14 protein-coding genes are annotated in these 22,074 nt (G+C 45.0%); all 14 read left to right on the forward strand.

Going from position 1 to position 22,074, the window contains the following annotated elements; all coding sequences use genetic code 11:
• Nucleotides 1–80: 80 nt before the first annotated feature.
• The 14 genes from rplK to NFS34_RS05810 all read left to right on the forward strand — a co-directional run bounded on the left by rplK (nucleotide 81) and on the right by NFS34_RS05810 (nucleotide 22,066).
• On the forward strand, nucleotides 81–509 hold the full coding sequence (gene rplK / locus NFS34_RS05745) for a 50S ribosomal protein L11 (RefSeq protein WP_251358985.1): 429 nt from the start codon (nucleotides 81–83) through the stop codon (nucleotides 507–509).
• A 4-nt stretch (nucleotides 510–513) separates the two neighbouring features.
• Nucleotides 514–1,209, forward strand: coding sequence for a 50S ribosomal protein L1 (gene rplA, locus NFS34_RS05750; RefSeq protein WP_251358986.1), 696 nt, complete (start codon nucleotides 514–516; stop codon nucleotides 1,207–1,209).
• A gap of 638 nt (nucleotides 1,210–1,847) precedes the next feature.
• Nucleotides 1,848–2,375 (forward strand): 50S ribosomal protein L10, encoded by a 528-nt coding sequence (gene rplJ, locus NFS34_RS05755; protein ID WP_251358987.1) that lies wholly within the window; start codon nucleotides 1,848–1,850, stop codon nucleotides 2,373–2,375.
• 84 nt (nucleotides 2,376–2,459) lie between these two features.
• Nucleotides 2,460–2,837: a 50S ribosomal protein L7/L12 gene (rplL, locus tag NFS34_RS05760; protein WP_251358988.1), complete on the forward strand. Its 378-nt coding sequence runs from the start codon at nucleotides 2,460–2,462 to the stop codon at nucleotides 2,835–2,837.
• A 222-nt stretch (nucleotides 2,838–3,059) separates the two neighbouring features.
• A complete protein-coding gene (gene rpoB, locus NFS34_RS05765; RefSeq protein WP_251358989.1) occupies nucleotides 3,060–7,130 on the forward strand; it encodes a DNA-directed RNA polymerase subunit beta in 4,071 nt (1,356 codons plus the stop codon).
• A gap of 111 nt (nucleotides 7,131–7,241) precedes the next feature.
• Nucleotides 7,242–11,462, forward strand: a complete 4,221-nt coding sequence (gene rpoC / locus NFS34_RS05770; RefSeq protein WP_251358990.1) for a DNA-directed RNA polymerase subunit beta' — start codon at nucleotides 7,242–7,244, stop codon at nucleotides 11,460–11,462.
• 174 nt (nucleotides 11,463–11,636) lie between these two features.
• Entirely contained in the window at nucleotides 11,637–12,008 is a 372-nt protein-coding gene (gene rpsL / locus NFS34_RS05775) for a 30S ribosomal protein S12 (RefSeq protein WP_251358991.1), read from the forward strand.
• A gap of 275 nt (nucleotides 12,009–12,283) precedes the next feature.
• Nucleotides 12,284–12,757 (forward strand): 30S ribosomal protein S7, encoded by a 474-nt coding sequence (rpsG, locus tag NFS34_RS05780; protein ID WP_251358992.1) that lies wholly within the window; start codon nucleotides 12,284–12,286, stop codon nucleotides 12,755–12,757.
• Between the two features lie 15 nt (nucleotides 12,758–12,772).
• Nucleotides 12,773–14,869 (forward strand): elongation factor G, encoded by a 2,097-nt coding sequence (gene fusA / locus NFS34_RS05785; RefSeq protein WP_251358993.1) that lies wholly within the window; start codon nucleotides 12,773–12,775, stop codon nucleotides 14,867–14,869.
• A gap of 66 nt (nucleotides 14,870–14,935) precedes the next feature.
• Complete coding sequence (gene tuf, locus NFS34_RS05790) at nucleotides 14,936–16,126, forward strand: elongation factor Tu (protein WP_251358981.1); 1,191 nt, start codon at nucleotides 14,936–14,938, stop codon at nucleotides 16,124–16,126.
• Nucleotides 16,127–16,537: 411 nt separating this feature from the next.
• The gene (locus NFS34_RS05795) at nucleotides 16,538–17,401 is read left to right on the forward strand and encodes a DUF11 domain-containing protein (RefSeq protein ID WP_251358994.1); all 864 of its coding nucleotides are present in this window, start codon (nucleotides 16,538–16,540) and stop codon (nucleotides 17,399–17,401) included.
• A gap of 494 nt (nucleotides 17,402–17,895) precedes the next feature.
• A complete protein-coding gene (locus NFS34_RS05800) occupies nucleotides 17,896–18,429 on the forward strand; it encodes a hypothetical protein (RefSeq protein ID WP_251358995.1) in 534 nt (177 codons plus the stop codon).
• The gene (locus NFS34_RS05805) at nucleotides 18,405–20,216 is read left to right on the forward strand and encodes a hypothetical protein (protein ID WP_251358996.1); all 1,812 of its coding nucleotides are present in this window, start codon (nucleotides 18,405–18,407) and stop codon (nucleotides 20,214–20,216) included. The genes NFS34_RS05800 and NFS34_RS05805 overlap by 25 nt, the downstream gene beginning before the upstream one ends.
• Nucleotides 20,217–20,398: 182 nt before the next feature.
• A complete protein-coding gene (locus NFS34_RS05810; protein ID WP_251358997.1) occupies nucleotides 20,399–22,066 on the forward strand; it encodes a DUF1800 family protein in 1,668 nt (555 codons plus the stop codon).
• Nucleotides 22,067–22,074: the final 8 nt, after the last annotated feature.

The raw sequence follows: 22,074 nt of genomic DNA on the forward strand, positions 1-22,074 counted from the left end.
CGGGGAAGTGCTTTTATGACTTTGTGAAACGGGGAGCTAGACGTGATGTCTAGCGTTTGAACCCACTAAAGAGGTGTAACATGGCTAAGAAAGTCGAAGCTTATATTAAGCTACAAGTAGCAGCTGGTTCTGCTAACCCTTCGCCACCCGTTGGTCCTGCATTAGGTCAACACGGTGTCAACATCATGGAGTTCTGTAAAGCATTCAACGCGGAAACAGACAAAGTAGAAAAAGGTTTGCCTATTCCAGTAGTCATTACTGTGTATAACGACCGTAGTTTTACTTTTATTACTAAAACTCCACCAGCATCAACCTTGATCAAAAAAGCTTTGAATCTGAAATCAGGTTCTGGCGAGCCTAACAAGAAAAAAGTTGGCAAGATCACTCGCGCCCAGTTGGAAGAAATCGCCAACATGAAAGAGCCTGATTTGACGGCTGCTGATATGGACGCTGCGGTAAACACAATTGCTGGCACAGCACGCTCAATGGGCGTTGACGTAGAGGGTTAATATCATGGCTAAAACATCTAAGCGCATGCGCGCGATTAGCGAAAAAGTTGCAGGACGTACTAACTTACCTGTAACTGAAGCAATCGATTTAATTAAAGAAGTTTCCAGCGTTAAGTTCAGCGAGTCAGTCGAAGTGGCTGTGAACTTAGGCGTTGATCCACGTAAATCGGATCAGGTGGTTCGTGGTGCTACGGTTCTTCCAAACGGTACTGGTAAAGACGTTCGTGTTGCCGTGTTCACCAACAATGTTGACGCTGCTAAAGAAGCGGGTGCTGACGTTGTAGGTATGGATGACCTAGCAGAAGAAGTTAAAAAAGGAAACTTGGATTTTGACGTAGTGATCGCTAGCCCAGACGCCATGCGTGTGGTTGGTCAACTAGGTCAAATCTTAGGCCCTCGCGGTCTTATGCCAAACCCTAAGGTTGGTACTGTAACTCCAGACGTAGCAACGGCGGTGAGAAACGCTAAAGCAGGTCAGGTGCAATACCGTACTGACAAGAACGGTATCGTTCACGCTGGTATTGGTAAAGTAGATTTCGGCACTGATGCTTTGGTTGAAAACTTAAGTGCTCTATTAAAAGCTCTTCAGAAAGGTAAACCAAGCTCAGCAAAAGGCACTTATTTGAAGAAGATTTCTTTGTCTTCGACTATGGGGCCTGGTCTTTCAGTAGATCAATCTACTTTAGATCTTAAAGACTAATTTGCAGTTGCTAAATTTTTCAATTGCGCTGTTGAAGTCTGCATAAAATTTGCTCCGATTACCAATAAGGTAACCTACGCATTTGGTTCAGGCTTCGCCTAGCACTTGAGAAAATTTCTCGAACTGCAAGGGTAATATAGAACAGCAAGAAGTTCTTTAAAAAATCTTGAGAAATTTTTTGCTATTGATTAGCAAAACTATTTAGCAAAAAAATTGATGAGTATGAGGCAAATTCATTCGAGATGACGCTGGTTATCATTTAGATAATCAAGGAAATCGAGAAGGAATTTAACAATGTAATCGACAATTTTAATCTAAATAGAAGGGCTTTGGGTTTCCTGGGTTGTGAAATGCTGTTCAGGGAACCGTCAAAGACCGTAGGCACTGACGAATCGGGTGTTTACTCAAGCTCTTTTTGAGCGATAACAGTAAAGCTCCTTTATGAGGAGTACGACGAGTTGGTTTAATCAAGAACCTTGGTTCTGAACCTACGCAGATGGTGAAACCTGATGATGTATTTTATACAGAGTCGTTCACCGCAACTCAAAGGATAAGGTTAGGCGAAAGCCAAAGCTTTATCGAAATGTAACTCAAGTGGAAGTGAACAACTGAAACTTGAATAAACTGGAGGTGAACTAGTGGCACTTGGACTTGAAGGCAAAAAAGCCATTGTTAGCGAAGTAAATGACATAGCTAAAGATGCGCTTTCAGCCGTAGTAGCTGAGTACCGCGGTTTAACAGTTGAAGACATGACCGCTCTACGTGTTAAAGCACGTGAAGCCAATGTCTATGTTCGTGTTGTGCGTAATACGCTCGCACGTCGCGCTGTTGAAGATACCGAGTTCGCTTGTATGCAAGAAGCATTAACTGGTCCATTAGTTTATGCATTCTCTATCGATGCGCCTGGCGCAGCGGCACGTCTTTTCAAAGACTTTGCTAAAGAGAATGACAAGCTAGCGGTAACTGGTATCGCCATTGGTGGTGAATTACACGGTCCTGAGCGTCTTGACGCTGTGGCTGCGTTACCAACCAAAGACGAAGCAATTGCATCCTTGATGATGGTTATGAATGGACCTATCACGAAACTTGCTCGTACTTTGAACGAAGTACCAAGCAAGATCACTCGTGTTATGGCGGCTGTTCGCGATCAGAAAGAAGCGGCTTAGTAGTTTCAATACTAATTTTATTAGTACTGTTAACCGTAGTTAATTTTTATTTATATTTTTTAAGAGAACCCAGGAGAGACTAAAATGGCTCTATCTAAAGACGATTTATTGAACGCTATCGCTGAAATGAGCGTTATGGAAGTAGTGGAACTTGTTGAAGCTATGGAAGAAAAATTCGGTGTTTCTGCTGCTGCAGCTGTAGCAGTAGCTGGCCCTGCAGCTGGCGGCGACGCTGGCGCTGCTGCTGAGCAAACTGAGTTTGACGTAGTAATGAAAAGCTTCGGCGGTAACAAAGTAGCTGTAATTAAAGCTATCCGCGGCATCACTGGTCTTGGCTTGAAAGAAGCTAAAGACATGGTTGAAGGCGCTCCTGTTGCTGTTAAAGAAGGCGTTGAGAAAGCAGAAGCTGAAGACGTTAAAAAGCAATTGGAAGAAGCTGGCGCTGAAGTTGAAGTTAAGTAATAACGATTTATTACTTGCTCACAACTAAGTAGCAAATAGCTCAAATGGCTGGTGACTTTTGTCACCGGCCTTTTTGCCGTTAAACGGCAGCCTAAGTTTTGTTTAGCAGACTTGTTTAACAGAACAGGGCAAGATGATTAGATTTGAGGTGAGCTCTCGATAATAATCTAGCCATCAAACGAATTCAAAATTGGTCAAAAGTTAGTGAACCGAGGAACCCAAATGGCATATTCTTACACTGAGAAAAAGCGAATCCGCAAGGATTTCGGTCGTCGTTCAAATACTCTCGATGTGCCTTATCTGTTGGCAATCCAGAAAGATTCATACCGTGAATTTATTGAGCAAAAGCAAGGCTCTGATGAATCGGGTTTGGATGCAGCCTTTAAATCGATTTTCCCAATTGAAAGTTATTCTGGCAACGCAGCTCTAGAATTTGTGAGCTACCGTTTAGGCGAGCCAGTTTTCAATGTTAAAGAATGTCAGATCCGTGGCGTAACTTACGCAGCGCCGCTTCGCGTGACTATTCGCTTAGTGATCTATGATAAAGATTCTAAGACGAAGAAAGTCAAAGACATCCGCGAACAAGAAGTTTATATGGGCGAATTACCATTGATGACAGACAATGGTACTTTCGTTATTAACGGTACTGAGCGTGTTATCGTATCGCAACTACACCGTTCACCTGGTGTGTTCTTCGACTCAGATCGTGGTAAAACCCACAGCTCAGGTAAGTTGTTATATCAAGCACGGGTGATTCCTTACCGTGGTTCATGGTTAGATTTTGAATTCGATCCAAAAGACATGCTTTACGTGCGAATTGACCGTCGTCGTAAATTGCCATCGTCTATTATCTTGCGTGCATTAGAATATAGCACTCAAGACATGTTGGATATTTTCTTCGAGCGAGACACCTTCTTTGTGACTAAGAAAGGTGATATCCAATTAGAATTAATTCCATCACGTTTACGTGGTGAGACTGCCACTTTTGATATTAAAGCAAAATCAAAAGTCGTAGTAGAAGAAGGTCGCCGTATCACGCCTCGTCACATTAAAGCGTTAGAAACTGCTGGTGTGAAGAAGCTAGATGTACCATCGGACTACATTTTAGGCCGTGCTTTAGGTTCAGATCTGATCGACAAAGAGTCAGGTGAAATCGTTGCTGAAGCAAATGCTGAAATTACCGAAGAATTATTAGCGACCATTATTGAAGCAGGCGTGACCGAAATCCCAACGCTTTACACTAACGATTTGGACCACGGTCCTTACATGTCGGATACTTTGCGTATTGATCCTTCAACCACTGCTTTAGAAGCAAAAGTTGAAATTTACCGCATGATGCGTCCGGGCGAGCCACCAACACAAGAAGCCGCTGAAGGTTTGTTTGATAACTTATTCTTCAATGGTGAGCGTTATGACTTGTCGCGCGTTGGTCGTATGAAATTCAACCGTCGCGTGGGACGTGATGAGATTGAAGGCCAAGGCACTTTATCCAACGACGATATTATCGACGTGATGAAAACCTTGATCGATATTCGTAACGGTAACGGTACCGTGGATGACATCGATCACTTGGGTAACCGTCGTATTCGCTCTGTTGGTGAGATGGCGGAAAACCAATTCCGTGTCGGTTTAGTTCGTGTTGAACGTGCTGTTAAAGAGCGTTTATCGCAAGCCGAGAGTGAGAACTTGATGCCGCAAGATTTGATCAACGCCAAGCCAGTATCGGCGGCGGTGAAAGAATTCTTTGGTTCAAGCCAATTGTCTCAATTTATGGATCAAAACAATCCATTATCGGAAATTACCCACAAGCGTCGTGTTTCTGCACTAGGACCTGGCGGTCTTACGCGTGAGCGCGCGGGCTTTGAGGTTCGTGACGTACACCCAACCCACTATGGCCGTGTTTGTCCGATTGAAACGCCGGAAGGTCCAAACATTGGTTTGATCAACTCGCTATCTTGTTACGCGCGTACCAACGAATACGGTTTCCTAGAAACTCCGTACCGCCGTGTGGTTAAAGGTAAGGCGACGGACGTGGTCGATTATTTATCAGCGATCGACGAAGGTAAGTTCGTTATCGCCCAGGCCAACGCTGAGTTAGATAAAAAAGGTAACTTCGTAGAAGAGTTAGTACCTTCGCGTCAATTAGGCGAATTTATTTTAGCGACACCGGATCAAGTAGAATATATGGACGTTTCGCCGCAGCAGATCGTATCGGTGGCAGCGTCTATGATCCCATTCCTTGAACACGATGATGCGAACCGTGCTTTGATGGGCTCGAACATGCAACGACAAGCGGTTCCAACCTTACGTGCTGAAAAACCATTAGTGGGCACTGGTATGGAGCGCACTGTGGCTGTTGATTCTGGTGTGGTGGTTGCTGCAAAACGTGGCGGTGTGGTGGATCAAGTCGATGCCAGCCGTGTAGTGATTCGGGTTAATGAAGAAGAGGTTGGCGAGAACGATTCTGGTGTTGATATTTATAACTTCACCAAGTACACCCGTTCTAACCAAAATACTTGTATTAACCAACGTCCAATCGTTAAACAAGGCGACGTGATAGCGCGTGGCGATGTGTTAGCTGATGGTCCTTCAACTGACTTGGGTGAGTTGGCGTTAGGTCAAAATATGCGTGTAGCCTTCATGCCTTGGAATGGTTATAACTTTGAGGATTCGATCCTTATTTCTGAAAACGTTGTTCAGGAAGATCGCTTCACCAGTATCCATATTCAAGAGCTAACCTGTGTATCGCGTGATACTAAGTTAGGCCCTGAAGAAATCACAGCGGATATTCCAAACGTTGGCGAAAGCGCATTAAGCAAACTTGACGAGTCAGGTATTGTTTACATTGGCGCTGAGGTTAAGCCCGGCGACATCCTAGTGGGTAAAGTTACCCCTAAGGGCGAAACCCAATTAACTCCAGAAGAAAAGCTATTGAGAGCTATCTTTGGTGAGAAAGCTTCTGACGTTAAAGATACTTCTTTACGCGTTGGCACTTCAACCTTCGGTACGGTCATTGACGTGCAAGTCTTTACTCGTGACGGCGTTGAAAAAGATGCTCGTGCTAAAGATATCGAAAACGAAGAAGTGGCTCGCGCCAAGAAAGATATTAATGATGAATTCCGTATCTTAGCGGATAATATCTATCAGCGTGCGCGTAACTTGGTATCAGGTTGTGTCGCTGAAAAAGGCCCGAACAAGTTGAAGAAAGGCAGCAAAGTTACTGTTGATTACTTGAACGAGTTAGAGCCGGCGCAAGTGTTGGAAATTCAATTGCGAGTTGAAGAAAAGCAACAGCAACTTGAAAACTTAGCCAACTTTATCACTGAGCAGAAGAAAGTTTACGATCAGAAGTTCGAAGCGCAAAAATTAAAAATCACTCAAGGTGATGAGCTAGCGCCAGGTGTGCAAAAAATCGTTAAGGTTTATTTGGCGGTTAAACGTCGAATTCAGCCAGGCGATAAAATGGCGGGTCGTCACGGTAACAAGGGTGTGATTTCTAACATCGTTCCAGTTGAAGATATGCCGTACGACGAAAATGGCGAGCCTGTGGATATCGTTTTGAATCCGTTAGGCGTTCCATCACGTATGAACATTGGTCAAGTATTGGAAACTCACCTAGGCTGGGCGGCGAAAGGCGTTGGCATAAAAATTGGTGAGCTTTTAGATACTGGCAAGGCGCCAAAAACGGTTCGTGCTTTCTTGAACAAGGTGTACAACCACCGCGATCAAAAAGAAGTTGATTTAGCGCAATTGTCTGATGATGAAGTGATGAATATGGCTTCTAACTTGCGCAAAGGTGTTCCTATGGGCACGCCGGTATTTGACGGTGCAAAAGAAGAAGATATTCATGCCATGTTTGATTTGGCTGAATTACCTAAAACGGGCCAAACTTGGCTATACGACGGTCGTACTGGCGATCAATTCGAGCGTCCGGTCACTGTGGGCTACATGTATATGCTTAAGTTGAACCACTTGGTTGATGACAAGATGCATGCTCGTTCAACTGGTTCATACAGCTTGGTAACACAGCAACCGTTGGGCGGTAAAGCCCAGTTCGGTGGCCAGCGTTTCGGTGAGATGGAAGTGTGGGCGCTTGAAGCTTATGGCGCTGCTTACACCTTGCAAGAAATGCTTACGGTTAAGTCGGATGATGTTAATGGTCGTACTCGTATGTACAAAAACATCGTTGATGGCGATCACCGCATGGAGCCAGGTATGCCTGAGTCATTCAACGTATTGACTAAGGAAATTCGCTCGCTGGCGATTAACATCGAGTTAGAGCACGAAGAGTAATACTTCACCTGCTGCGTTCTTTATCGTAATAAACAGCGCAGCAAATGAGACTCCTTAAAGTGTTGTAAGACAATTTAAGGAAAAGGTTTAACTCCTACTAGGAGAGAGATTGTGAAAGATTTATTAAATTTTATTAAGCAACAAAATCAGTCTGAAGAGTTTGATGCGATCCGTATTGGTTTGGCTTCGCCAGACCAAATTCGCTCATGGTCTTTTGGTGAAGTAAAAAAACCTGAGACGATTAACTATCGTACTTTCAAGCCAGAAAGAGATGGTTTGTTCTGTGCCAAAATTTTTGGCCCAGTAAAAGATTACGAATGTTTGTGTGGTAAATACAAACGCTTAAAACACCGCGGAATTATCTGCGAAAAATGTGGCGTTGAAGTTACCTTAACGAAAGTGCGTCGTGAGCGTATGGGGCATATTGATTTAGCCTGTCCGGTTGCCCACATTTGGTTCTTGAAATCATTGCCAAGCCGCATTGGTATGTTGCTTGACATGACCTTGCGTGACATTGAGCGCGTACTGTATTTCGAAGCCTTTGTGGTTACTGATCCGGGTATGACGACGTTAGAGACTGGCCAGTTATTAAGCGAAGAAGCTTATTTAGATGCGCTAGAAGAGTTTGGCGATGACTTTGAGGCCAAAATGGGTGCCGAAGCGGTATCTGCTTTATTGGATCACATCGATTTGCAAGAAGAAGCGACGCGTATTCGCGAAGAAGATATTCCAAGCACCAATTCTGAAACAAAACTGAAGAAACTGTCTAAGCGTTTAAAACTATTAGAAGCTTTCTTGGAGTCTGGTAACGATCCACAATGGATGATCATGACCATCTTGCCAGTACTTCCGCCAGATTTGCGTCCACTAGTACCGTTGGATGGTGGTCGTTTCGCAACTTCTGATTTGAACGATTTATACCGTCGTGTGATTAACCGTAACAACCGTTTGAAGCGTTTATTAGACCTAAATGCTCCTGACATTATCGTGCGCAACGAAAAGCGTATGTTACAAGAGTCGGTTGACGCGCTATTAGATAACGGTCGTCGTGGTCGTGCCATTACCGGTTCTAACAAGCGTCCATTGAAATCTTTGGCAGATATGATCAAAGGTAAGCAAGGTCGTTTCCGTCAGAACTTACTAGGTAAGCGTGTTGATTACTCTGGTCGTTCGGTGATCGTGGTTGGTCCTACTTTAAAACTGCATCAGTGTGGTCTTCCTAAAAAGATGGCATTGGAATTATTCAAACCATTTATTTACAGCAAGCTTGAAGGTCGTGGTTTAGCGACAACGATCAAAGCGGCTAAGAAAATGGTTGAGCGCGAAGAACCAATCGTTTGGGATATTTTAGAAGAAGTGATTCGTGAGCATCCGGTGATGTTAAACCGTGCCCCAACACTTCACAGACTTGGTTTACAAGCGTTTGAGCCAGTGCTGATCGAAGGTAAAGCGATCCAGTTGCACCCATTAGTGTGTGTGGCCTTTAACGCTGACTTCGATGGTGACCAAATGGCGGTACACGTACCATTAACTATCGAAGCGCAATTAGAAGCGCGTGCCTTGATGATGTCAACTAACAACATCTTGTCGCCTGCTAACGGTGAGCCAATCATCGTTCCAACCCAAGACGTGGTGCTAGGTTTATATTACCTTACTCGTGAGCGCATCAACGCTAAAGGTGAAGGCATGGTCTTTACCGATGCGGATGAAGTGCAGCGTGCTTACGCTAATGGCGTGGTAGATTTGCATGCGAAAGTAAAGGTTCGTTTGCCTATCGTTCATTTTGACGAAGCGGGCGAGCGTACCGATTCGATTGAATTATTAGACACTACGGTTGGTCGTTCATTGCTTTGGGGTATCGTTCCTGACGGTATCAGCTTTGAATTGGTGAACCAACCAATGACTAAGAAAGCGATCTCAAAATTGGTCAATACTTGTTACCGTGAGCGCGGCTTGAAAGCAACGGTAATTTTCGCCGACCAACTGATGTACACCGGTTTCTCCTACGCGACGCGTTCAGGTGCTTCGGTGGGTATCGAAGATATGCAAATTCCGGAAATCAAAGCTGAGATTATCGACGCTGCGGAAAAAGAAGTTGCTGAGATTCAAGAACAGTTTAACTCTGGTTTGGTAACTCAAGGCGAGCGCTACAACAAAGTTGTTGATATCTGGTCGCACACCAACGAAAAAGTTGCTAAAGCGATGATGGACAATATCGGTACTGAAGAAGTGACTGATAAAGAAGGTAACACTTCACGCGAACCATCGTTCAATTCGATCTTTATGATGGCTGACTCGGGTGCTCGTGGTAGTGCCGCTCAGATCCGTCAGTTAGCTGGTATGCGTGGTTTGATGGCAAAACCGGATGGCTCGATTATCGAAATGCCAATTAAGGCGAACTTCCGTGAAGGTCTAGACGTATCGCAATACTTCATCTCGACTCACGGTGCGCGTAAAGGTTTGGCCGATACCGCATTGAAAACCGCGAACTCAGGTTACTTAACCCGTCGTTTGGTTGACGTTGCTCAAGACATGGTTATCACTAAAGAAGACTGTGGCACTGAAAACGGTTTGGTGATGACACCATTAATCGAAGGCGGTGACGTAGTTGAGCCATTGAGTGAGCGAGTGCTAGGTCGTGTGGTCGCTGAGCATGTGTATATCCCAGGTACTGACGATGTATTAGCTGAAGCGGGTACCTTGTTGGACGAGAAATGGGTTGAGATCCTTGAGAAGAACTCAGTGGACGAAGTTAGAGTTCGCTCGGTGATTACTTGTGATACTCGTACTGGCGTTTGTGCGGCTTGTTATGGTCGTGACCTAGCGCGTGGCCACTTGATCAACCAAGGTGAAGCGGTTGGTGTTATCGCAGCCCAATCAATTGGTGAGCCAGGTACTCAGTTGACGATGCGTACTTTCCACATTGGTGGTGCGGCGTCTCGTGCTTCTGCTGAAAACAATGTACAAATTAAAAACGACGGTGAAATTCGCTTGAAGAATGCGAAAACCGTTGAACGTAAAGACAAAAAATTAGTGATTGTATCGCGTTCAGCTGAATTGAACGTAATCGATGAGTTCGGTCGTGAACGTGAGCGTTATAAAGTTCCTTATGGTGCGGTATTGAGCGCGCAAGAAGGCGCTAAAGCCACCGGTGGTGACATTGTTGCCAACTGGGATCCGCATACTCACCCAATCATTGCTGAGCTTGGCGGTAAGATCCAATTCGTTGACATGCTTGAAGGTGTCAACATTGAGCGTCAAACGGATGAATTAACCGGTTTGAGCTCAATCGTAATTACGGAAAACAAGCAGCGTACAGGTAAAGGCTCTGACGTTAAACCAGCGATTAAGTTGGTAGACAAGAAGGGTAAAGAACTGCATATTCCTGGAACTGATGTTCCGGCAGTTTATTTCTTACCAACCAACGCTATCGTTAATTTAGAAGATGGCTCAGAAGTGAACATCGGTGATGCGATTGCGCGTATCCCACAAGAAAGCTCGAAGACCAAGGATATTACCGGTGGTCTACCTCGAGTTGCTGACTTGTTTGAAGCTCGTAAACCAAAAGAGTCTGCAATCTTGGCAGAAATCTCAGGTACTGTGAGCTTTGGTAAAGAAACTAAAGGTAAGCGTCGTCTCGTTATCACTCCTCAAGACGGTGGCGATGCTTATGAAGAGTTGATCCCGAAATGGCGTCACCTAAACGTGTTTGAAGGTGAGAAAGTTGAAAAAGGTGAGGTGGTATCAGACGGTGCTGACAACCCACATGACATCTTACGCTTGAAAGGGATCACGGAACTTGCTCGTTACATTGTGAACGAAGTGCAAGAGGTTTATCGTCTGCAAGGTGTTGGCATTAACGATAAGCACATCGAGGTTGTGATCCGCCAGATGTTGCGTAAGTGTATCGTATCTAACCCAGGTGATTCGCGCTTGTTAAGAGGCGATCAGATGGAAGTGGTGCGAGTGTTAGAAGAGAACGATAAGTTAATTGAAGCAGGTAAAGATCCGGTAGAGTTCGAGCGGGTGCTAATGGGTATCACCAAAGCATCGCTGGCTACTGAATCCTTTATCTCGGCGGCATCTTTCCAAGAAACGACCCGTGTACTTACCGAGGCGGCTGTCAACGGTAAAATGGACGATTTACGTGGCTTGAAAGAAAACGTGATTGTGGGTCGCTTGATCCCGGCAGGTACCGGTTTAAGCTATCACCAAGAGCGTCGCCAAAAGCGTGCTGAAGTGCTAGTGGAAGACGCGGGCCCATCAGCCGACGAAGTAGAACAGGCCTTATCGGAAGAGCTAAGCTCAATCGAAGAGGCCACTGAGGAATAAAGCAAAATCAAGCGGTTAGATGCTCAATTTCTGATCGCTTGACTTATCGCCCTGACCTCATTAGAATAGCGCGCCCTAGACCTAGGACACTAGTTTTTAGTGCTTAGGGCGCATGAATTAGCGTAATTATTTGTAACGACTAACCGTTACAACGAATTTATAGAGAAAGAATTAATGGCTACTATTAATCAGCTAGTAAGAAAACCTCGCGTAAAGCAGGTTAAGAAAACTAACGTACCAGCGCTAGAAGCTTGCCCGCAGAAGCGTGGCGTTTGTACTCGTGTTTACACGACTACTCCAAAAAAACCAAACTCGGCACTTCGTAAAGTGGCTCGTGTACGTTTAACCAACGGTTTTGAAGTGACTTCATACATCGGTGGTGAAGGTCACAATCTTCAAGAGCACAGCGTTGTCATGATCCGTGGCGGTCGTGTAAAGGATTTGCCAGGTGTTCGTTATCACTGTGTTCGTGGTACTTTAGACTTAGCTGGCGTCAAAGATCGTAAGCAAGGTCGTTCTAAGTACGGTGCTAAGCGCCCTAAATAAGTTTTATAGCTTCGTTCTTTGATTGATTGCTTCGGTAACTTGTTGGCTAGAGCCAACTTCGCCTCACAATCACTCAAATAACTCGCTCTAAAAACTTATTGGTTTTAAACAAACAGTTTGAAACCCGCTCTTGAAAGAATAGAGCATTACAATTTGAGATATAGAGCAATAGTCGGTTTCATGCCGGCTATTTCACTATGTGAGTAAGGCTGGATAAGGTCCGTAACTACTTATTCCAGATCATCCTGAAGTTACACATGCATGAGGTAAATGACATGCCAAGAAGACGTGTTGTCGCAAAACGCGAGATCCTTCCTGATCCTAAATTTGGTTCAGAAATGTTAGCTAAGTTCATCAACATTTTGATGCTTGACGGTAAAAAGTCAGTTGCAGAAAAAATCGTTTATGGTGCGCTTGATATTATGGTTGAAAAGAAAGCTGGTGAAGAGCCGGTTGAATTGTTCGAGCAAGGCCTTGAGAAAATCCGCCCTATGGTGGAAGTAAAGTCTCGCCGTGTTGGTGGTTCAACTTATCAGGTTCCAGTAGAAGTTCGTCCTTCTCGTCAAACTGCACTAGCGATGCGCTGGTTGGTTGAAGCTGCTCGTAAGCGTAGTGAAAAGTCTATGCGTGAGCGTTTAGCTGGCGAAGTTATGGATGCGCTTGAAGGTCGTGGTTCAGCGGTTAAGAAACGTGAAGACGTTCACCGTATGGCTGAAGCGAACAAAGCATTCTCACACTACCGTTGGTAATCCAAGGAGATTATTGTGGCACGTAAAACCCCTATTAAAAGATACCGTAACTTGGGTATCGTTGCGCACGTTGACGCGGGTAAAACCACGACAACTGAGCGTATTTTGTTCTACACGGGTCTTTCTCATAAGATCGGTGAGGTACACGATGGCGCTGCAACTATGGACTGGATGGAGCAGGAGCAGGAGCGTGGTATTACTATTACCTCGGCTGCGACTACGACTTTCTGGCGTGGTATGGAAGCGCAATTTGACGAGCACCGAATCAACATCATCGACACCCCTGGTCACGTTGACTTTACGATTGAAGTAGAGCGTTCATTGCGTGTATTGGACGGTGCGGTAGTAGTACTTTGTGGTTCATCTGGTGTGCAACCACAAACTGAAACCGTATGGCGTCAAGCGAATAAATACGAAGTTCCTCGTATGGTATTCGTTAACAAGATGGACCGTGCTGGTGCTGATTTCGATATGGTTAAAGAGCAATTGAAAGAACGTTTGAATGCAAACGTGGTTCCAATGCAAATGACCATTGGCGCTGAAGACGAGTTCAAAGGCGTGGTTGATCTAATCAAAATGAAAGCGATTCTTTGGAATGAAGCGGATCAAGGCATGACCTTCGAATACGCTGACGTTCCAGCTGACTTAGCCGATCGTTGTGCGGAAATGCGCGAGTATATGGTTGAAGCAGCTGCTGAAGCTTCTGAAGAGTTGATGGAAAAGTACCTTGAAGAGATGGATCTTTCTGAAGAAGACATCAAAGCAGGTATTCGTGCGCGTACTTTGGCGAACGAAATTATCCCTATGTTCGGTGGTTCTGCCTTTAAAAATAAAGGCGTTCAAGCAGTACTAGACGCGGTTATCGAATATATGCCTTCGCCTGAAGAAGTTAAAGCGATTGAAGGTGTGGTTGACGCTGATGCTGAAGAAACTGAAACTCGTGAAGCTGACGATGATGCACCATTTGCTGCCTTGGCTTTTAAAATCGCAACTGACCCATTCGTGGGTACTTTAACCTTCTTCCGTGTTTACTCGGGTGTCATCAACTCTGGTGATCACGTAATGAACTCGGTTAAAGGTAAGAAAGAGCGTATCGGTCGTATCGTACAGATGCACGCGAATTCTCGTGAAGAGATCAAAGAAGTTCGTGCAGGCGATATCGCGGCAGGCGTTGGTCTTAAAGATGTAACCACGGGTGATACTTTGTGTGATTTGGATAACCAAATCATTCTAGAGCGTATGGAATTCCCAGATCCAGTAATCTCGGTAGCGGTTGAGCCAAAAACTAAAGCCGACCAAGAAAAGATGGGTATCGCCTTAGGCAAGTTGGCGCAGGAAGATCCGTCTTTCCGCGTACAAACCGATGAAGAGTCAGGCCAAACCATTATCTCTGGTATGGGCGAGCTGCACTTAGACATTCTTGTTGACCGTATGCGTCGTGAGTTTAAAGTTGAAGCTAACATTGGTGCGCCGCAAGTTGCTTACCGTGAGTCGATTCGCAACACGGTTGAAGTCGAAGGTAAATTCGTACGTCAATCAGGTGGTCGCGGTCAGTATGGTCACGTTTGGGTTAAACTTGAGCCACAAGAAGCGGGCGCTGGTTTTGAATTCGTTAATGAAATCGTTGGTGGTGTAGTTCCTCGTGAATACATCGGCGCGGTTGCTAAAGGTATCGAAGAACAGTTGGAAAATGGTATCTTGGCGGGTTACCCAGTATTAGACGTCAAAGCGACTTTATATGATGGTTCTTACCACGATGTAGACTCGAACGAAATGGCGTTTAAAATCGCGGGTAGCATGGCGGTGAAAAATGCAGCTGCAACTGCTAATCCAGCTTTACTTGAGCCAATGATGAAAGTTGAAGTTGTAACTCCTGAAGATTACATGGGTGACGTTATGGGTGACCTTAACCGTCGTCGCGGCATGGTAAAAGGCATGGACGAAAATCCATCGGGTAAAGTTATCAATGCTGAAGTACCACTTTCAGAAATGTTTGGTTACGCAACTGATATGCGTTCTTTGTCGCAAGGTCGTGCAAGTTTCACTATGGAATTCTCGCACTACGCCGAAGCCCCAATGAACATTGCAGAAGCGATAATGAATAAAGGTTAAGCTGTGGCTTAACCTTGTTAAACAAAATTTAATAAGTTTTTTAGAGAATCTAGAGGTAATAGGAAGATGGCTAAAGAAAAATTTGAACGAAATAAACCGCACGTTAATGTTGGTACGATTGGCCACGTTGACCACGGTAAAACGACTTTGACGGCAGCGATATGTACGGTATTGTCAAAGGTATACGGCGGTGACGCCCGTGCTTTTGACGAGATTGACAATGCTCCAGAAGAGAAAGAGCGTGGTATCACGATTTCGACGTCACACGTTGAGTACGAAACTCCTAATCGTCACTATGCGCACGTAGACTGCCCAGGTCACGCGGATTACGTTAAGAACATGATTACTGGTGCTGCTCAGATGGACGGCGCGATTTTAGTATGTTCAGCTGCGGACGGCCCGATGCCACAAACCCGTGAGCACATCTTGTTGTCACGTCAGGTTGGTGTACCTCGCATCATTGTTTTCTTGAACAAGTGCGACATGGTTGACGACGAAGAGTTGTTAGAGTTGGTTGAAATGGAAATCGTTGAGCTTCTTGACCAATACGAATTCCCAGGTGACGAAACGCCCATCATCCGTGGTTCAGCGTTGAAAGCGCTTGAAGGCGACGAAGGCGACATCGGCGAGAAAGCGATTATCGCTTTAGGCGAAGCTTTGGATACTTACATTCCGGAGCCAGAGCGTGTAACAGACAAGCCATTCTTGTTGCCGATTGAAGACGTATTCTCCATCTCAGGTCGTGGTACGGTAGTAACCGGCCGTGTTGAGACGGGTATCGTTAAAGTAGGCGAAGAGATTGAAATCGTTGGTATCAAAGACACGACTAAGACTACGGTTACCGGCGTTGAGATGTTCCGTAAGCTTCTAGACCAAGGTGAAGCTGGCGATAACGTGGGTGTATTGTTACGTGGTACTAAGCGTGACGAAGTAGAGCGTGGTCAAGTATTGGCGCACGTAGGTACTATTACGCCGCACACTAAGTTCGAGTCAGAAGTGTACGTATTGTCTAAAGATGAAGGTGGTCGTCATACGCCATTCTTCAAAGGCTACCGTCCACAGTTCTACTTCCGTACCACTGACGTGACTGGTGCTGTTGAGTTACCAGAAGGCGTCGAGATGGTCATGCCTGGCGATAACATCAAGATGGTGGTTGAGTTAATCGCACCAATCGCGATGGACGAAGGCTTACGTTTTGCTATCCGTGAAGGTGGCCGTACGGTAGGCGCTGGTGTTGTTGCTAAAATCTTTGAGTAAGGTTTAGGCTAACGCTAGAACTTCGGTTCAGAATGAGAAACCCTGCTTCGGCAGGGTTTTTTTATGGCTTATGGTGTTTTGGTGAGTGATTGGCTTTGTAAGTTAGTGTGAAGTGACTCACAAAAAACTTGAAATTGTACAATTTTTGAGCTAAATTGAGTTTATAAAGACTTTGTCCGTTTTTTTTACAAGTCAAAAGTCGGATGCCGTTTAAGTGCTTATAGACTTAGAAGAAGCACAAATTCTATGACGGCTAGGGGTAAAAATTGAATACATTTGCGCAGCCAATATGGGAAGAAATGGATTTCTGCCCTAAAAAACGTTCAGTGCTCTGGGTTATAGCTATTGGCTGTATCTCAACCAATACGTCTGTTTTTGCTGGTCCAGGCGGGCCAACTGCTAATTGTGCTTATGTGCAAAACTTTGACGCTGGTGATCCGATATACGACTCAACACCTTACCTATACGCTGAATAATACAACGACTTCTAATGGCCAGCATGTGGCGGAGAAAATAAGACCTGGTGTCAATAATCCAGACATCGAAACTGATGCTAGTGGTAGCGGTAAATTCTTGTTTAATAATACCGATGGGGGAAATTCAGTAGGCGAGGCTTGGGGTAGTCCAGGCGCTGCTCCCATCACTGTTACCCCCAATACCCTATACCGTTTGTCTTTTAAGATGTCGAATTTTAATGGTTTTAGACCACAGTTGATAACTGCCCAGATCAACGGCACAACTTTAGCAACGGGTATTACCAATAGCGCCCCTTATCTTGATATAAACGATTTACTAACCGAGTGGGAAACCTTCAACGTTAACTGGTTATCTGGAAGTGCCACCACGACAGCAGATATATCTTTAATACAAACTCGAACGAATGGCGGAGGCATTGACTGGGGATTTGATGAGATATGGTTATGTCCCATTCGCCCCGATATTGAGGTGACTAAAGATGATACGGCAGCCAACTATACGCCTGGTGGCACAGGAAGCTACACCATCCAAATCAGCAATACCGATGCAACGCCGCCGGATCAAGGTGTAGAGAGTGTTCAAATCAACGATAGCCTGCCGGCAGGTCTGACTTTATCTGGAGCCTGGTCATGTTCGGTAACGACAGCGGGTGCAGGTGCGGTGACCACTGCCTGCGGTACATCAAGTGGCGGCGCTGTGGGTGGTAGTGCGGTGAATTTATCGGTGGATTTAGCCGAGGGCGGCGTAATTACCATTACCGTGCCTATCCAGTACTCAAACGATCCAGCTCAATACTAAAAATAAATTCATGAGCTACATTACAACTTTGATCGAAACCTTTATGTGGCGGCGTTTGTTAACAGGTCTATCTTCTTAATAAGCCTTGTCTGGTCAGATATCTCTTTCAACGGCGTTAGCCGCTAGTATTAATTTCAAATGCGATTAAATAGTTGCTCGGCAAATCAAGCCTGTTACCATTTTTAGTAATTTTTTTCTGAGGCACAGATCACATTTTCTTGCAATTCCTCTTTGCTGGTAGTAGATTGGTCTACTGATAAGGGCGGCCCCGGAAGGCGTGTTATGAAACGGAGGGGCTATTTAAGACTAATATTCCCATTATTCTAAAAATTTTTAAACAAAGGACTGTGGTTTTGTGTTTATAAATACTAGATTAATGGGGTAGTAGTGTGAAAAACTTTAAGACAAGCAGCTTTTTGTCGAAAAAGCTGTCAACAAGTGCGTATTTTACACGCAACATCTTTATCGGTTTTGTCTTTGCCACTAGCATTTCCTTGCCATTATATGCCGTCGATACTGATGGTGACGGTTTCGATGATTTGGTGGATATCGATGATGATAATGATGGCATTTTAGATACCGTTGAGTGCTCAGCATTTGTTAATTCCATGACCCAAACCGTTGATGCTACGGTTATTACTGATGGTACTAATTTTACTTATGAGGGTAGCACTTACGCTACTTGGGCGGCTTATGTGGCGGCTTTGACCGCAGATGGCTTTACGGTGTCGACCAATATCATCAGTAGTCCGGTGGATTTAGGGGCGCCTTTGTTTCCGTTAAATAATCCTTCCTTTGAAGATACTGTTGATGCGCAGTGGGCTACCGGCCTTGCTCAAATTCCTCCTCGTATTACTGTGGGTTTTAATCAATGGCATAAATTCCAAGGTGGTAATGGTCAACCTGATTATACGGTGGATGTGGATATTCCAGGGCTAGCGGGTACTGGCGTTCGTAATATGGAGAATATTGGCGAACCTTCGCCTTTTGGCGGTCGCGCGGTATGGGCCTCTTCGGGGGCACTTTAACGGAAGGCGTACGGCAAAGAGTAACCGTAACTGCGGGGCAGGAGTATGCGCTACCGATAGCTTATACCAGCGATGGCTTCTACCCAGGTTCAACAAATATGGGGGTTACTTTACGAATTTATAACAGCAGTAATGTCCTTATTCATAACGATAGGATCATTAGTCCAGCATCAATAGCCGCAACCTCAGAGGATTGGTTGGTACACGTCTTTAGGTATACTCCCACCCTAAGCGGCGACATCACCATTCGCCTAAGCGGGATCCAGGCTGGAAACGCGCAAGGCGTTGTGTTTGATGGTGGAACTGAGTTTTTACCTGCGCAGTCAGAAGTCACCATTGTGGGCCCAGAAGTGATTAGTAGTTTCGATTATAACGATGGTAGCGGTACTCAGACCGTTAATCTGCAGCTGGATTCGCAGGATTGCAGTACGGATACCGATAGCGATGGGCTAAGTGATGAGCTTGATATTGATGCTGATAATGATGGCATTCCAGACAATATTGAGGCGCAAACAACTGCGAGTTATATTGCTCCTAGTAACAGCGATGCTAACAATAATGGTTTAGACGATGCCTATGAATCGAGCGGTATCACCCCAGTTGATACTGACTCGGATATGACGCCAGATTATAAAGACAGCGATGCGGATAATGATGGTATTGCTGATATGTCGGAAAATGGCATCTTTGAGCCCGACAGTTCGGTCAATAGTGATGCCGATGGCGATGGTTTGTTGGACGACTTTGATTCAGTAGATGGTGGAACAAACCTTGGTGTGCGCCGTAATGTCATTGATGGCATGAATCCGAATAATTTTACCAGCACTTGGGGAGACCTGGATAATGATGTGGCTAATGATAACGGTGATGGTGCCACGCCATTAACCCAAGATGTGAACTTTAGAGATGCTTCGGATGATGTCGATCCGGGCGGCCCAACCGCAGATTGTGCTTATGTACAAAACTTTGATGGCTTGGCGCCACAATATGACTCTAAACTATATTATTCGCTCAATAGAGGAGCCAATGGCCAGCATATAGCCATGTCAAATGCTATCCCAAGTGATGCTAGCGGTAGCGGTAAATTCTTGTTCCATAATACGGATGATGATCCTGTTGAGCCCAGCACGTCAGCTACCACTCAAGGTGAAGCTTGGGGCAGCCCGGGAGTCAGCCCGATAATGGTTATACCTAACACTCTCTATCGCTTGGTCTTTAAGATGGCGAGTAATAACCGCCGAAACCCTCCCTTGATCGATGTGCAAATAAACGGTATTACCTTAGGAATAGGACTAACGCCAGCTTCACAGCGTATTTGGGAAACTTTTAGTGTGAACTGGTTTTCAGGCAGTACTAATACTGCTGATATATCTCTGATCCAAACCCGAGAATTGTCAGGAGGGTTGGACTGGGGATTTGATGAAATAGAGTTGTGTGCGATTCGCCCAGATATTCAAGTAACCAAGGATGACGCTGCGGCTAGTTATACCCCAGGCGGTACAGGAAGCTATGTTATTCGGATCAGTAACTTGGATTTGAGTATACCTGATCACGGAGTAGAAGGCGTTTCAATTAATGATACCTTGCCTGATGGAGTGACCTTATCTGGCGCTTGGTCTTCTGCAGTGACCTCAGCTGGCGCGGGGGTGGTGACTACTGGCTGCGGCTCAGCAAGCGGCGGGGCTGTTGGCGATAGTGCGGTGAGTTTATTGGTGGATTTAGCCGATGGCGGAGAGGTTTCCATAAGCGTCCCTGTCCAATATGCTATCGACTCTTTGGACTATTAAGGTGCTGCTCACTGCTACGCAGAATTTTTAGTGTATTGAAAGGGTAAAGCGAGTGTGAACTAGGTTTTACGACTTAAGACTAAAGTTGCTTTTTGTAAAAAAGTGTGACACCCAACCCAGTCCAAAGTGAATCCTTAGGGTAGTATCGGGCTTTATTTTGTTCCTATAAGCCAGTATTGACAATGAGAAAGCTATTAAAACCCTTTGCCATTTTGCTTACAAGTCTAGTGCTATACGCTTGTGGTGGTGGCTCCGATTCGGAAACTACCACTACTACACCGCCACCTACCGGCGGCGGTAATCCTCCACCTCCGGTTACCAAAGCTGAAGCGGTTCGTTTGCTACAACAAGCTACTTTTGGTACCCGAATGCAAGATATCGATGAAGTTGTCGATAGGGGGATCGAGGATTGGATTGATTGGCAACTGAGCCTGCCTGCGACTAAGCATTTAGACTATTACAACGAAGTCACGATTGAAGATGATAATACCTGGAGCCAGCATATTAATGCTTGGTGGGATCGCTCTTTAACCGCTGAAGATCAGTTAAAACAAAGAGTTGCTTTTGCCTTAAGCCAGATATTGGTCATTGGACAGTCAGGAGTTAGTGCTGGAGGCCAAGACGGTGTGCGCTCACTTTCCAATTATTATGATGTATTACTGACAGAAGGTTTGGGTAACTATCGTCAGTTGATTGAGTCAGTCACCCTAAATCCAGTGATGGGTGAATACTTGAGTATGCTGCGTAATGAAAAGCCTGACTTGGAAAAAAATATTCGTCCGGATGAGAACTATGCAAGAGAGTTGATGCAGCTTTTCACCATTGGCTTGGTCGAGCTTGAGCTTGATGGTGAGGTTAAAACCGGTAGTCAGGGCAATCCTATCCCTACTTACAATCAGGACATTATTGAAGGTTTTGCCCACGTATTTACCGGCTGGACCTGGAGCAATGCGGAAAGGTTCAAATGGTGGGATGAGAATCGAGATCTGCTTGGTCCAATGAAGGCCTTTGCCGATTATCATGCGGAAGGCGAAAAGCAAGTATTAAATGGAGTTGTGATCCCTGCCGGCCAAACGCCAGAGCAGGACTTAGAGCAAGCACTGGACAATATTTTCAATCATCCTAACGTTGGCCCTTTTATTTCTAAGCAATTGATTCAGAAATTGGTTACCAGCAATCCTTCTAATGCTTATGTGCAGAGAGTGGCTACCATTTTTAACAATAATGGAGCGGGTGTTCGGGGCGATATGAAAGCCGTTGTTAAAGCCATTTTAATGGATGACGAGGCTCGTAGCGGAACCACTTCTAGTGACAAAATTTTCGGTAAAGTAAAAGAGCCTATTTTGCGCTTGACTGCTTTGTGGCGCGCTTTTGATGCGAAAACGACCAATGGTATTTATGACTTTCGCTGGGTAAACAACGACTTTGCTCAGGGCCCTTTACAATCACCCAGTGTCTTTAATTTCTTTTCGCCATTTTATTCACCGCAAGGTCAATTTAAAGATAATGACTGGGTCGCTCCTGAAATGCAGATTCACTCTGAAGGGACTATGGCTAAAATGACCAATCATTTGCATTGGCGAGCGCTTAGCTTGAATAATTTCGCTAGAGCTAATCCAGATGAGAATGATATTGTTATAGATATTACTCGAGAACGAGATTTGGCCAATGATATAGATGCTTTGATCGATCACTTAAATTTATTATTGTTAGCCGAACAAATGAGTGATGAACTCAAACTAGCATTGACTGATTTTCTAAACAGTTTTGGTGAGGAAGATTATGAAGATAAAGCGGCTGATGCCATTGGTTTAATTATTACATCGCCAGAATTTGCGGTTCAACGATAAGGGGTTTG

Source organism: Kangiella sp. TOML190 (genome assembly GCF_023706045.1).
GTDB lineage: Bacteria > Pseudomonadota > Gammaproteobacteria > Enterobacterales > Kangiellaceae > Kangiella.

What these genes read in the sequence shown, in the direction of transcription:
- rplK (WP_251358985.1), top strand. Translation starts at nt 81, where the DNA reads ATGGCTAAGAAAGTCGAAGCTTATATTAAGCTACAAGTAGCAGCTGGT.
- rplA (WP_251358986.1), top strand. Translation starts at nt 514, where the DNA reads ATGGCTAAAACATCTAAGCGCATGCGCGCGATTAGCGAAAAAGTTGCA.
- rplL (WP_251358988.1), top strand. Translation starts at nt 2,460, where the DNA reads ATGGCTCTATCTAAAGACGATTTATTGAACGCTATCGCTGAAATGAGC.
- rpoB (WP_251358989.1), top strand. Translation starts at nt 3,060, where the DNA reads ATGGCATATTCTTACACTGAGAAAAAGCGAATCCGCAAGGATTTCGGT.
- rpsL (WP_251358991.1), top strand. Translation starts at nt 11,637, where the DNA reads ATGGCTACTATTAATCAGCTAGTAAGAAAACCTCGCGTAAAGCAGGTT.
- rpsG (WP_251358992.1), top strand. Translation starts at nt 12,284, where the DNA reads ATGCCAAGAAGACGTGTTGTCGCAAAACGCGAGATCCTTCCTGATCCT.
- tuf (WP_251358981.1), top strand. Translation starts at nt 14,936, where the DNA reads ATGGCTAAAGAAAAATTTGAACGAAATAAACCGCACGTTAATGTTGGT.
- NFS34_RS05795 (WP_251358994.1), top strand. Translation starts at nt 16,538, where the DNA reads ATGTGCAAAACTTTGACGCTGGTGATCCGATATACGACTCAACACCTT.
- NFS34_RS05805 (WP_251358996.1), top strand. Translation starts at nt 18,405, where the DNA reads ATGGGCCTCTTCGGGGGCACTTTAACGGAAGGCGTACGGCAAAGAGTA.
- NFS34_RS05810 (WP_251358997.1), top strand. Translation starts at nt 20,399, where the DNA reads ATGAGAAAGCTATTAAAACCCTTTGCCATTTTGCTTACAAGTCTAGTG.